The organism is Arthrobacter antibioticus (genome assembly GCF_030063205.1).
Lineage (GTDB): Bacteria > Actinomycetota > Actinomycetes > Actinomycetales > Micrococcaceae > Specibacter.
Genome location: NZ_JASISQ010000001.1, coordinates 1,089,766 through 1,101,844 on the forward strand (window position 1 = coordinate 1,089,766; position 12,079 = coordinate 1,101,844).

11 protein-coding genes are annotated in these 12,079 nt (G+C 57.7%); 8 read left to right on the forward strand and 3 right to left on the reverse strand.

What is annotated here, in order from left to right:
• Nucleotides 1-146: 146 nt before the first annotated feature.
• Together QMG40_RS04980 and QMG40_RS04985 are read left to right on the forward strand one after the other, a co-directional pair.
• Complete coding sequence (locus QMG40_RS04980) at nucleotides 147-869, forward strand: ABC transporter ATP-binding protein (RefSeq protein WP_283528505.1); 723 nt, start codon at nucleotides 147-149, stop codon at nucleotides 867-869.
• Entirely contained in the window at nucleotides 866-2,215 is a 1,350-nt protein-coding gene (locus tag QMG40_RS04985; protein ID WP_283528508.1) for an ABC transporter permease family protein, read from the forward strand. Before QMG40_RS04980 ends, QMG40_RS04985 begins: the two co-directional genes overlap by 4 nt.
• 99 nt (nucleotides 2,216-2,314) lie before the next feature.
• Here the strand turns inward: QMG40_RS04985 and QMG40_RS04990 are convergent, their stop codons facing one another.
• Nucleotides 2,315-3,943 (reverse strand): S1C family serine protease, encoded by a 1,629-nt coding sequence (locus QMG40_RS04990; RefSeq protein WP_283528510.1) that lies wholly within the window; start codon nucleotides 3,941-3,943, stop codon nucleotides 2,315-2,317.
• A gap of 267 nt (nucleotides 3,944-4,210) precedes the next feature.
• Between QMG40_RS04990 and QMG40_RS04995 the strand changes: the two genes are divergently transcribed.
• Together QMG40_RS04995 and QMG40_RS05000 are read left to right on the forward strand one after the other, a co-directional pair.
• Nucleotides 4,211-6,235 carry a TPM domain-containing protein gene (locus tag QMG40_RS04995; RefSeq protein ID WP_283528512.1) on the forward strand — a complete coding sequence of 675 codons (2,025 nt, stop codon included), beginning with the start codon at nucleotides 4,211-4,213 and terminating at the stop codon, nucleotides 6,233-6,235.
• A 212-nt stretch (nucleotides 6,236-6,447) separates the two neighbouring features.
• Complete coding sequence (locus QMG40_RS05000; protein ID WP_283528514.1) at nucleotides 6,448-7,224, forward strand: PspA/IM30 family protein; 777 nt, start codon at nucleotides 6,448-6,450, stop codon at nucleotides 7,222-7,224.
• Between the two features lie 77 nt (nucleotides 7,225-7,301).
• Here the strand turns inward: QMG40_RS05000 and QMG40_RS05005 are convergent, their stop codons facing one another.
• A complete protein-coding gene (locus QMG40_RS05005) occupies nucleotides 7,302-8,153 on the reverse strand; it encodes an aldo/keto reductase (protein ID WP_283528516.1) in 852 nt (283 codons plus the stop codon).
• Nucleotides 8,154-8,411: 258 nt separating this feature from the next.
• On the opposite strand from QMG40_RS05005, the gene QMG40_RS05010 reads away from it, so the two are divergent.
• From QMG40_RS05010 to QMG40_RS05025, 4 genes are read left to right on the forward strand one after another with little or no spacing between them, the layout of a single operon-like run.
• Nucleotides 8,412-8,822, forward strand: a complete 411-nt coding sequence (locus QMG40_RS05010) for a TOBE domain-containing protein (RefSeq protein ID WP_283528518.1) — start codon at nucleotides 8,412-8,414, stop codon at nucleotides 8,820-8,822.
• Nucleotides 8,819-9,655, forward strand: a complete 837-nt coding sequence (gene modA, locus QMG40_RS05015) for a molybdate ABC transporter substrate-binding protein (protein WP_283528520.1) — start codon at nucleotides 8,819-8,821, stop codon at nucleotides 9,653-9,655. The genes QMG40_RS05010 and modA overlap by 4 nt, the downstream gene beginning before the upstream one ends.
• 1 nt (nucleotide 9,656) lies before the next feature.
• Nucleotides 9,657-10,511 carry an ABC transporter permease gene (locus QMG40_RS05020; RefSeq protein ID WP_283528522.1) on the forward strand — a complete coding sequence of 285 codons (855 nt, stop codon included), beginning with the start codon at nucleotides 9,657-9,659 and terminating at the stop codon, nucleotides 10,509-10,511.
• Nucleotides 10,508-11,572: a sulfate/molybdate ABC transporter ATP-binding protein gene (locus QMG40_RS05025; RefSeq protein ID WP_283528524.1), complete on the forward strand. Its 1,065-nt coding sequence runs from the start codon at nucleotides 10,508-10,510 to the stop codon at nucleotides 11,570-11,572. The genes QMG40_RS05020 and QMG40_RS05025 overlap by 4 nt, the downstream gene beginning before the upstream one ends.
• A 37-nt stretch (nucleotides 11,573-11,609) precedes the next feature.
• On the opposite strand, the gene QMG40_RS05030 is transcribed toward QMG40_RS05025, so the two are convergent.
• Nucleotides 11,610-11,966: an SAP domain-containing protein gene (locus tag QMG40_RS05030; protein ID WP_283528526.1), complete on the reverse strand. Its 357-nt coding sequence runs from the start codon at nucleotides 11,964-11,966 to the stop codon at nucleotides 11,610-11,612.
• Nucleotides 11,967-12,079 lie beyond the last annotated feature (113 nt).

The following is a 12,079-nucleotide window of genomic DNA, read 5'->3' on the forward strand; positions in this document are numbered from 1 at the left end:
AATCCTTGGGCATAATTCTTCACCCGCAGTAGCCCTTAACACTTGGCTTCGAGGCGTCCTGCCTCCTCCCTCGGGTTGAGAAAGCCGCCAACACTTCCCACCCCTGGCCCGATGCAGCAGCCAGCGTCTAAGCGCAAACTTAAAACATGACTTCAACACTTTCTTCACCCATTCTGAGCGCACGCTCACTATCCAAACGCTATGGCGGCGGGATCGCCTTGAACAATGTGGACCTTGACATTGTTTTAGGCGAGTCGGTGGCCATCATGGGTGCCTCAGGTTCCGGCAAGACGACTCTTCTGCACGCCCTTGCCGGCATCACCACCCCCGATGCCGGCACCGTGACCTACGCGGGAACAAACGTCACAGCACTCAGTGAGAGAGAACGCTCACAGCTGCGCCGGGAAGCCTTTGGTTTCGTTTTCCAATCAGGGCTGCTCATTCCCGAACTGACAGCCGTTGAAAATGTGGCTTTGGCGCTCATGCTCAACGGGATCTCCCGCCGCGAGGCAGAAGCGCAGGCGGCCGGATGGCTGGCTGCGCTTGGTCTGGCAGGCATGGAAACCCGGCGTATTGGCGAGCTCTCAGGCGGGCAAGCCCAGCGTGTTGCCATCGCCCGGGCACAGGTGACAGGGGCACGCGTTGTCTTTGCTGACGAGCCCACCGGCGCCCTTGACTCCCACACCTCCGCGGATGTCATGTCAGCTCTTTTGACCGCCACGACCGGCCGCGGCAACACACTTATTCTTGTCACCCACGATTCCACCGTTGCCTCGCGATGTGCCCGCACCTTGTTTATGCGCGACGGCGTCCTCTCCCTCACACCGTTATCTCACCCAACCCCTGTGCTGGCAGCGAATCAGGCGTGAAAAAGATCCGTACAACGTTCTCAATTCTGTGGATGCTCTCCCGACCCGCTCCTGGAAACAAGGCTGTGGTAGCCCTGCCGGCAGTGGCCTTTGCTCTTGTCACGGCGCTGTCGTTGATAGTGCTGGCCGGGGCGTTGAGCTTTTTCACATTCCCTGCAGTTGGCGACAGCGCGGACACAGCCGGCATCTACCAGATATTGGCGCTGGTGGCTTTGGCCCTTTTGGTGTTGCCGCTGTTAACCCTGGGCGGGTCAGCAGCACGCCTGTCGGCCCGGCGCCGCGATGAGCGGCTCTCAACTTTGCGCCTGCTCGGCGGAACGCCGTCACTGGTCGGTGCCATGGCCCTTGTTGAATCCACGGCAGTGGCCACACTAGGTATCTGTGCCGGAGTCATCGTTTATGTCGCTGTTGTGCCCGCTGTTGCTCTCATCCCTTTCCACGGTCAGGGCCTTGGTCTTGCTCAACTCTGGCTGAGCCCCGTTGTGATTCTCTCCACGGGAGCGGCTTTGGTGGGGCTTGCCGCCATCAGCGCTGCCATCGGCTTACGCCAAGTTGTTATTTCTCCGCTGGGGGTACGCACCAGGGCGAAGGCGCCCACAGTGCACTGGGTGAGATTCGCTCTGGGTGCCGGCGCCGCCGTCGTACTGTATATGGGGATGGCCACCATGACAGCCAGCGGATCGGTTGCCGTGATGGTCCTGATCATCTGCGCCAGCTTTGCCGGTGGGTTGGCGTTGCTGAACCTGATGGGTCCCATTGTGCTCAGGTGGCTGGCGGGATGGAGCCTGCGTAAAGCAGCTACCCCTGCAAGACTTTTGGCGGCCCGAATCATTCTTGAGTCCCCCAAAGCCGCGTGGCGGCAGGTCAGCTCGCTGTCGATGGCAAGTTTCATAGCAGTGGTGGCGGGCACGGTAGTGGCTCTTCTCAGCTCCGCGAATACCGAAGGCAACGCATCAGATCTGAACCTGGTCAATGACATGCGCACAGGAGTGTTAATTACCGTAGTGGCCTCATTCTTGCTGGTTGCCTGCAGTGCCGGGGTAAACCAGGCGGCAGCCATCTTGGACAGGGCCGATCTCTATGTCAGCCTTGACCGGCTTGGCATGCCCCGAACTGTCATGGACGTGGCTCGTAAACGAGCGGTGCTCTCCCCTGTACGAATTGTCACTGTTGGCTCGGCAGTCTTGGCGGCCGTGCTGTTGTTTCCATTGACGGGCATGGCCGCGATCATCGCACCCTTGTCGCTGCTGATCATCGCTGCCGTGCTGGCCTCTGGCATTGGGTTGGTGTGGTTGAGTCTGGCAGCGTCCGCACCGGTGTTGACCAAGGTTCTGCGGCAGGCTTAGCCGCAGGTGGCAACTAAGGAGCCCTCTGCACAAGACCCAGCGTTAGGCCTTGTGCAGAGGGCTCCTTTAGTACCGGTGGGCCCGTTAGCTGGCCGGCATTTAGCTAGCCGGCATTGTGTCAAGGGTAATGTCCACTGACTGCGCCTTGCCGTTGCGGATGAAGTCCATTTTCACTGTGGCCCCACCGGCTTGTTCGCGAACAGCGGCCGTCAGGTCCGCTGGGTCGCTGATGGCACGGTTACCCAATTGAGTAATGACATCGCCCTTGTTCAACCCGGCCTTGGCGGCTGCGCTTCCGGCCGTCACATCCGCCACTGTGGCGCCGGTAGAGAACGCGCTCTTTGCTCCGGTAGAGGAGGTCCCGCCCACCGAAACTCCAAGCTGGCCGTGAGTGGCTGCGCCCGTTTTGATTATGTCCTGAGCAACCCGCTGGGCATGATCAATCGGGATGGAAAAGCCCACCCCAATGTTGCCGCTTTGGCCGCTGGATCCTGATGAGCTAGAGGTTGAGGCAATAGCCACATTCACACCAACAACCTGGCCTTGCGCGTTGACTAAGGCCCCACCGGAGTTACCCGGGTTGATGGCCGCATCCGTTTGAATCACATTCAAATTCACTGTGCCTTGGCCTGCTGCGGGCTCCTGCCCACCCCCTGGAGGGGAGAACCGGAACCCATTGCCGCCGTCGGAGGGGTCCTTAGAGGTATCGCTGGGTGTTTTCGGCACAGCCGAGGAGGCCACCTGGATGGTGCGGTTCAGCGTAGAAACAATACCGTCGGTAACAGTGCCGTTCAAGCCCAGCGGAGAACCGATAGCGATCACTGTGTCACCAACGTTGATCTTGCTCGACTTGCCCAGCGTGGCAGGCACAAGGTTCGGTGCATCAATCTTCACCACGGCAAGATCAGACAGCGGGTCGGTGCCCACAATGGTGGCCGGATAAACTTTGTTGTCGCTCATTTGAACTTCAATAGTTGCGTGCGCGGCTGCCCCGTCAAGGGTTACAACGTGGGTGTTGGTGAGGATATGACCCTCCGTGTCCAAAATGATGCCCGAACCTGTGCCGCCCGAGGAACCGCTCGTGGCAGAAATGGTTACCACTGAAGGCATCGCTTTAGCCGCTGCCGCGGAAACTTCATTCACCGATGTGGGGTTATTGATCACCAAAGGTGAACTCTGCTGGCTCGAACCAGCCACGGTGGTGTTGTTCTGCTGGTCCACCAAGAGCACCGAGCCGCCACCCACAAGACCGCCGATCAGGGCTGCCGCCAGGACTCCGCCGGCAAACATTCCCATGCCAACTTTTTTTCGTTCTTTGGGATGGGCTGTGACGGCTGGGGCCAGGGTGTGTGGGTATGCGTTCGACGCCGGGTACCCCGGTCCTGCCTGTCCACCGGGTTGCTGATGCTGGGTGGGCTGCTCAGGGTGGTTGGCTTGGCCGGGATATCGCGGCTGCTCCGAATAGCTGGGATAGCCGGGTTGGCCCTGTTGGCCAGCATACGGCTGGTGCTGGTAGGTAAAATCGTTGGGGATCGGCGCCGTCTCTGCAGGGTTCGACAATGCGGGAGTGGCTCCGTAAGGAGCTGCGGGTCCGAGGGGAGGCGTGGCCGTTTGGGACTCATGCGATGTCTGGGGAGCGTCCGGGGCAGCAGACATGCCAAGACCGTGATCCGCGTGCTTGGCCTGTTCCTCGCTGGGGGTGGTGTCTTCACCGTTGTTCTGTGACATCAGCTTTCCCTTCATTGAAATCTCATGTGATGAATTGTTTCTTGAGTTTCATCATCTCGGCTGTGGCTGGTGCCTTGACGAACGTTGGCTGGAAGGCAGCTGTGAAGGTTCCTCAGCTTCCATTATCTCCTACACCTGGCGCTAGTGGCGTTGTTCGCTGAATGCAAAATTCAGGACCCTACCTCCAAGCTTGGCAATAGCATGGGCCATAGTATCGTTTGGAGTATTAAGCTCGAACTCCCCAGGGCCCCACATCAAAGGTGAGCGATGTTTGCAAAAATAAAGCTGTTGTCCCCCATTCTGGCCGTGCTGGCCCTCATGGCCCTCATGCTGGGCCCGGTCGGGTTTGCACAAGCGGAACCACCGGTGAGCATTGCCGGGGGCACCTACATTGTTGATAACTCCAATGTTCTTGGCGGCCAAAAGGCGGATGTTCAAGCAGCCATCGACACGTTGGGCAAAGACCACGGGTTGACGTTCTTTGTGGTCTATGTCGACTCCTTTGATGGCCTCAGCGGTGTGGATTGGGGAACCCAGGTTGCCCAGAGTAAACACTTGGGTACCAATGATGCACTGCTGGTGGTTGCCACCCAGGACAAGGCATACGCACTTCTAGCTGATAAGTCAGTCATCCCGGATAGCAAAAACCAAAATATCCAAACCAAAGTGATCAAACCCCAGCTTGCCGAAGGCAACTGGGCCGCGGCAGCTATCGACGCTGCGGCCGCATTGGGCGATGCAGCGGGCGGCGGAAAAGGCAACGTTCCTGACCCGACGGGAGGTTTCATCGCTCTGGGTGTTGGTGGAGTCATTGTGGCCGGTGGCGCCGGAACAGCCCTGTATTTGCGCAACAAACGCAAGAAATCTGCGGCAGAGGCCACAGCCAAGGGTTATGGAGCTGACGGTTCCCCGCTTGATCCCAACGCCGGCATGAGCATTTCGGAGCTACGCTCCAAGGCCGGATCATTGTTGATCGCCGCTGATGACGCCATCAACACCAGTGAACATGAGATTGGTTTTGCCCAGGCGTCGTACGGGATTGCAGCCATCAAGCCTTTCCAAGCCGCACTGGATGACGCCAAAAAACATCTCTCCGAATCCTTCAAACTCCAACAACAACTAGATGATGAAATTCCTGACAGTATCGAAGAGCAACGCACGTGGCTTGGTGAAATCATTAAGCGAAGTGAAGATGCCAACGCCGCCCTCGAAGCCGAAAAGGCTGCCTTTGATGAGTTGCGTGAACTGGAGCGCACTGCCCCGGAAGTCTTGGCCGCTATCCGCGCTCAAGTTGCCACGGCACAAAATGCCGTGGCTGAAACTGAGCACAAGCTACTGACACTGACTTCGCAATACTCGGATGCTGCGTTGAGACCCGTCCGTGAGAATGTGGCTGAGGCCAAGGAGCGCCTTGACTTTGTGGAGACCGCGGCCGCTGATGCCGACTCCAAGCTAGCGGCTTCTGACACCGCAGGAGCGGCCCTGTCAGTGAAGGCGGCGCAGGAGAGCCTGCTGCAGTGCACGGTGCTGGTGGAGGCCGTTACTAAGACTGAAAGTGCCATTGGCGAGGCTGCAACAACGTTGACAACGGCCCTCCCGGACGCGTTGGCTGACTTGGCGCAGGCAAAATCCATGGTGGCCTCAGATCGGTTTGCCCGCTACGCACCAACCGTCCAAGGCGCCGAAGCGCAGCTCGATGACGTGCGTATGAGTGCAGCAGCAAAGAAACCTGATCCTGTCGCTGAATTAGCTGCCGTGCAACAAGCGCATGGACAGCTGGATGAACTACTGACAGGCATTCGTGACCAACAACAGCAGGCACTACGGGCCCAGGCATCATTGCAACAAGCTATTGCTGGTGCGCAGGCCACCATTTCCACTGCAAAGGACTTTATCGCAGCCCGTCGTGGCGGGGTACGATCGGCCGCCAGAACCCGCTTATCTGAAGCCGAGCGGAACTTTGACTACGCAGTTTCCATTGCCGAAACTGATCCGAGCAATGCCCTGAACTATGCACAGCAGGCACAACAGTTGGCACAGCAAGCCATCAATTACGCACAAGATGATGTCGATAGCTTCGGGGGCACAGGCGGTCCTATGGGTGGCGGCCGCGGTTCCATGGGCGGCGGCATGGGCGGTGCCATCCTCGGTGGCATCATCGGTGGCCTGCTCTCCGGCGGCGGGGGTGGAGGCGGCTTCGGCGGGGGCGGCTTTGGCGGAGGTGGCGGCGGTGGCTTCGGTGGAGGTGGCGGCGGTGGCGGTGGCTTCGGCGGAAGCGGCGGAAACTTCTAACCCGCCCCCGACGGTAAGGATGGAGTGCAGGTCATGAGATTGCACTAGTCATTGCACTGGTCATTGCACAGGTCATTGCACAGCAAATTGCACTGAGAGGTGCCTAAAGGGAAGAATCGGAACAGGTGCTCTAGACTCGCCTGACGAGGACCACCTTGGTAGCAGCTATTGAGTTTTCATTTGATACAACCAGCAAACATAAGGGGTAAAGAATGGCAAAGCAATCAATTTTCGGTCGGATGGCGCAGCTGGCGAAGGCCAATATCAATGCGCTATTGGACCAGGCCGAGGACCCGCAGAAGATGCTTGACCAGATGGTGCGGGATTACAAAGCCAACATCAACGAGGCTCAATCAGCGGTTGCCCAGACCATTGGCAACCTGCGCATGCTTGAAGACGACTACAACGAGGACATCAAGGCAGCTTCGGACTGGGGCTCAAAAGCTCTTGCGGCCAGCCGAAAAGCAGATGAATTCCGTAACGCCGGTGACGCAAGCGACGCGCAGAAGTTTGACAATTTGGCCAAAGTTGCCCTGCAGCGTCAGATCTCAGCAGAAAATGAAGCCCGCTCCGCTGAACCCAACATTGCCGCCCAGAATGATGTTGTGGAAAAGCTCAAGACTGGACTTGCGCAGATGGACGTCAAGCTCAATGAGCTCGCTAGCAAGCGCAACGAGCTCATTGCCCGTTCCAAGACTGCCGCTGCCCAGACCCAGGTCCATGATGCGCTCAAGAGCATTGACATCATGGACTCCACCAGCGAGGTGAGCCGCTTCGAAGAAAAGATCCGTCGCGAAGAAGCCAAGGTGCGCGGACAGAACGAGCTCGCTGCTTCTAGTCTGGACGCCCAGTTCAACTCTTTGGAGGATTTAGGCGAACAAACTGAGGTGGAGGCCCGGCTTGCGGCCCTGAAGTCAGGCGGAGCTCCATCACAATCAGCAATTACCGCTCCATCCACAGTGGATGAAGACGAATTCGAGAACTTGTAAGAGAAGATCCACAACGAACGGGTGCACTGCCTTTACTGAAGGCAGCGCACCCGTTCGTTCTTACATCTGTTCTGTTTTTACATCTGTGTGAACGCTGCCACGGCAGGGTCGGCACCGATGCGTTCACCGCTCTCGAGAGCAGAAATCCGGCCTAGATCTTCGGCACTGAGTTGAATTCCGGTGGCCGCCAAGTTCTCGCTCATGCGTTCTGGCGTGACAGTTTTCGGAATCACAATATTTCCCAGTCCCAAATGCCAGGCAAGCACAACCTGGGCGGGTGTGGCACCGTATGTGGCCGCTAGCTCGCTCACCACCGGGTTCTCTAGGTCCTTGCCTTGGCCAAGGGGACTATACGCTTCCACAGCAATGTCCAGGTGCCTGCACTTTTGTGCCAGTTCACTCTGGTGGAATGTTGGGTGCGCTTCAATTTGATTCACCGCGGGGATTACCGTGGAGTTAGCCAGTAGCTCATCCAAGTGCTCCGGCAGGAAATTTGAAACACCAATCGCGCGGATCACCCCTTGTGCGTAGAGCGATTCCATTTCCTTCCACGCTTGCGTGAACAAACCCTGTGAGGGCACCGGCCAGTGGATCAAGTATAAATCAATCCAGTCCACGCCGAGGGCCTTGCGGCTGGCTTCGAAGGCAGCACGCGGGCTGCCTTGATCCCCGTTACGGAGCTTGGTGGTGATGAAGATTTCTTCGCGCGCCAGTCCCGATTCGGCAATGGCGGCACCCACCCCGGATTCATTGCCATATGCAGCTGCTGTGTCGATATGGCGGTAGCCGGCAGCCAATGCCTGCCCAACTGCCACACGCGTTTCTTCGGGCGGAATCTGGAAAACGCCAAACCCAAGCTGCGGAATGGTCACGCCATTGTTCAATGTCAGCTCTGGAACTGCCGCTGGTGAGGTTTTGGACTCGGTCATGAAAATTGGTTCCTTTCATTCGCTCCGCCGTTGAGGGCGGTTTCCCCTAGCCTAGGCTCATCACAGCATTGACGCACATTGAAAGTCGCCAAAATTCCTCCGAACTAACACTGCCACGCTGGCGTTGTACGCCATGGGTGTAGAGTCTGCCGGCACGTATAAACACGGCTGCAAATACCACGTATGTATTGGCGATCGTTTCAGCATTTGCATCAGGTAAATCAACGAATAGCCTCATATGCGGATATAGTCACCATTATGACCCTTATTCGAGTTTCTGAAGCCGCCAGATTTTTGGGTGTGAGTGATGACACTGTGCGCCGCTGGTTGGATAACGGCACGCTGCACGGCAGTAAAGACCGGCAAGGTCGCCTGGTTATTCCTGGTGTGGAGTTGGCGGCCCTTGCCCAGAAGCAAGCCCAGCTGCCGCAGGATCCAACTGGGATTGGCAGTTCAGCCCGCAACCGCTTTGTGGGGCTGGTGACCAATATTGTGATGGACACGGTTATGGCACAGGTTGACCTGCAGTGTGGTCCGTTCCGCGTTGTCTCACTCATGAGCAGTGAAGCCGTTCGGGACCTGGGCCTTGCGCCAGGTTCCGTGGCCACCGCTGTGGTTAAATCCACTAACGTCATCATCGAAGTGCCACACACCAGGAGCGAATCATGAGGCTATTCACTGCTAACCGCGTCAGGGGTTACCGCTTGTGGGTCGGAGCTACCGTTGCCATCTTGACTTTGGGAGTTAGCGCTTGCGCACCACCGGCAGATACAGCTTCCGGGACCGGTTCTGCCCCCAGCTCTTTGGAGGTTACCCCAAACGAGCTCTCCGGATCACTCAACGTTTACGCTGCCGCTTCTTTGAAAACTACTTTCACGACGTTGGCCTCGGAATTTGAGTCCGCGCACCCACACGTAAAAGTTTCTGTCAGCTTTGATGGCTCCTCTACCTTGGTCACACAGATCATTCAAGGAGCTCCGGCCGACGTTTTTGCATCAGCCGATACCGCCAATATGACTAAACTTAGCGAGGCTGGCCTCACTGGTGGATCCCCTACCGATTTTGCCAGCAATGTCCTGACACTAGTAGTTCCGCCGAACAATCCGGCAAATATTTCCAGTTTTTCTGATGTCAGCAAGCCCGGCGTGAAACTTGTGGTTTGTGCTCCACAGGTGCCGTGTGGAAGTGCCACGGTCTCAGATGCCGCCAGCGCTGGGCTATCCCTGACTCCAGTGAGTGAGGAACTCTCAGTGACTAGTGTTCTGGGCAAAGTCATTTCCGGAGAAGCTGATGCCGGGCTGGTCTACGTCACCGATGCGAAAAAAGCTGGCGATAAAGTACGCAGTATCCCGCTGGAACTAGCGAAGCAAACTGTCAATCACTACCCGATTGCCTCCGTTAAAGACTCCAAGAATGCGCAGCTAGCGCAGGCTTTTATTTCCCTTGTTACAAGTGACGACGGTCAAAAAGTACTCAGGGATGCAGGGTTTGGCGCACCCTAACATGTCAGCAAAACGCCAGACTGTGTGGGAGTACAGGGCTATTCCACGATGGATTTATTTCGTGGGCGCACTTGGTGCCGCCTTTATTTTGTTGCCATTGATCGGCATGGTGGCCCAGGTAAATTGGGGCCAGTTCCTGACGTTGATTACCTCTGAATCATCACTTGCAGCGTTGGGCCTGAGCTTAAAAACGGCCACGGCCAGCACTGCCTTGTGCATTACATTCGGTGTTCCGCTAGCTTTGCTCCTGGCCCGGGCTCAGTTCGTTGGCCAACGAATCCTGCGTGCACTTATTTTGTTACCCCTAGTGGTGCCACCGGTAGTGGGCGGGTTGGCACTGCTGTACACCTTTGGCCGGCAGGGTTTGATTGGCAAATCCCTGAACATAGTAGGCATTAACGTGGCCTTTTCCACCACTGCCGTCGTCATGGCGCAGACTTTTGTAGCTCTGCCATTTCTAGTGCTTAGCTTGGAAGGCACGCTGCGAACGGCTGGTCAGAAGTATGAGGCTGTAGCCGCCACTCTAGGCGCACGACCTTCCACAGTGTTGCGCCGAATCACTCTGCCGCTGGTTCTCCCTGGTCTTATCTCCGGGGGCGTGCTCTCCTTTGCACGCAGCTTGGGTGAGTTCGGTGCGACACTGACTTTCGCGGGCAGCTTACAGGGTGTCACCCGGACGCTTCCTTTGGAGATATATCTCCAGCGTGAGAGCGACCCGGATGCCGCCGTGGCCCTGTCTTTCCTGCTGATTGCCGTCGCCGTCATAGTTGTTGCCCTGACCTACCGAGCGCCAAAAGCCCCGTTGCGGGCACTATCTGGGCACCGCAGGGCAGATCATCCGGTGTCTTCGCCATGACTCTTGAGCTCAATGCCATCCTCGCCCTACGAAATCTGGATATTTCCTTGTCTGTGGGAGCCACAGAGACCGTCGCTATCATGGGGCCCAATGGCGCGGGGAAGTCATCTATTATCCAGATCCTTGCCGGACTGCTGAAACCCGATTCTGGCCAGGCCAGCCTCAATGGGGAGGATCTGTTCCGGATCTCCCCCGGCACCACATGGCGTCCACCGCATGAACGCGGAATCGGTCTTTTGGCACAGGAATCGTTGCTCTTTCCACACTTGAGTGTCCTTGAGAACGTGGCGTTTGGTCCGCGGAGCCGGGGAGAATCTAAAGCAGATAGCCGTGCTGCTGCCCATCACTGGTTAGCTGAAGTTGATGCCTCTGTTCTGGCCAAGCGGCTACCCACGAAACTTTCCGGTGGTCAGGCTCAGCGGGTGGCACTCGCCCGTGCTTTGGCAACAGATCCCCAACTGTTGCTGCTCGATGAGCCCATGTCCGCCCTGGACGTGAATAACGCTCCGTTCCTGCGCAGTCTGCTGAAACGTGTTTTGTGCGGACGTCGCGCCATCATCGTCACCCACAGCGTCTTGGACGCGCTCATGCTCGCGGACAGGATTATCATCATGGACGCAGGACGCATCGTGGAAGCTGGCCCCACAGCCGCTATTCTTGCACGGCCACGCAGTTCCTTCGCTGCCTCCCTCGCGGGACTCAATGTCCTGCCCGGCACCATGAGCGGTTCCAGTCTTTGCACCTCCGATGGCAACCAGGTCACGGGCGTTCCTATCGCTGGTTTGGCACCAGCGCCCACAGATCAGCCCCACCAGGCAGGCATTGGCGCCTTCCCGCCGTCGGCTGTTTCCGTATTTTTAACACCACCGCAGGGAAGCCCACGCAATTGTTTTAGCGTCCGCGTGGACGAGCTGGAACCGCAGGGAGCCCTGATCCGGGTCAGGGCCGGGAATCTCTCTGCGGACATCTCACCCGCCGCCACGGTTGATCTGGGTTTGGCGCCGGGAACCGAGGTTTACTTTGTTGTCAAAGCTGCCGAAGTGGTGCTGTACCCGGCCTAGGGTTGCTGTACCCGGCCGCCATGGACGCAATCGCCTCTCACGGTCTCTGATCCACCGGCAGTGACCGGTGCAGCTGCCACGCTTTCTGCAGTTCGTTGCGGGTGCCATCGGGGTGTTCAGCAAACCACGTGCGCGTGAACCAGGCCCGCAGGATTTGGCGCCAGCGCTGACCTTCTGGCACAACCGTTGCAGCGCTCAACGCCTCGCTCAGTTGCTCCTTCCCACCTGTTGTTGAGAGTCCATGGCTGCGCGCAAAGACGGCAAGTTCGGTTTTGAGCCAGCACCAACGTAAAAATTCGGCTCCCGAGATGGACCTCTCTAAGGACGGCCGCTGGAAATCTTCGCCGGCAGGTTGACCCACTTTGGCATACGGCATTTCTGGGTTAGCGGCCATAATGTGTGTATGCAAAGTGGCTTTTGACCAGTAATCATATGGGATGCAGGGCCTTGTACATGCTTTGAAAGCATGTATGGTGACAGTTCCCAAGAACCACCCCCGTTGTGGTG

Coding starts and splice junctions, on each gene's coding strand:
- QMG40_RS04980 (WP_283528505.1), top strand. CDS start 147: ATGACTTCAACACTTTCTTCACCCATTCTGAGCGCACGCTCACTATCC.
- QMG40_RS04990 (WP_283528510.1), bottom strand. CDS start 3,943: ATGTCACAGAACAACGGTGAAGACACCACCCCCAGCGAGGAACAGGCC.
- QMG40_RS04995 (WP_283528512.1), top strand. CDS start 4,211: ATGTTTGCAAAAATAAAGCTGTTGTCCCCCATTCTGGCCGTGCTGGCC.
- QMG40_RS05000 (WP_283528514.1), top strand. CDS start 6,448: ATGGCAAAGCAATCAATTTTCGGTCGGATGGCGCAGCTGGCGAAGGCC.
- QMG40_RS05005 (WP_283528516.1), bottom strand. CDS start 8,153: ATGACCGAGTCCAAAACCTCACCAGCGGCAGTTCCAGAGCTGACATTG.
- QMG40_RS05010 (WP_283528518.1), top strand. CDS start 8,412: ATGACCCTTATTCGAGTTTCTGAAGCCGCCAGATTTTTGGGTGTGAGT.
- modA (WP_283528520.1), top strand. CDS start 8,819: ATGAGGCTATTCACTGCTAACCGCGTCAGGGGTTACCGCTTGTGGGTC.
- QMG40_RS05020 (WP_283528522.1), top strand. CDS start 9,657: ATGTCAGCAAAACGCCAGACTGTGTGGGAGTACAGGGCTATTCCACGA.
- QMG40_RS05025 (WP_283528524.1), top strand. CDS start 10,508: ATGACTCTTGAGCTCAATGCCATCCTCGCCCTACGAAATCTGGATATT.
- QMG40_RS05030 (WP_283528526.1), bottom strand. CDS start 11,966: ATGGCCGCTAACCCAGAAATGCCGTATGCCAAAGTGGGTCAACCTGCC.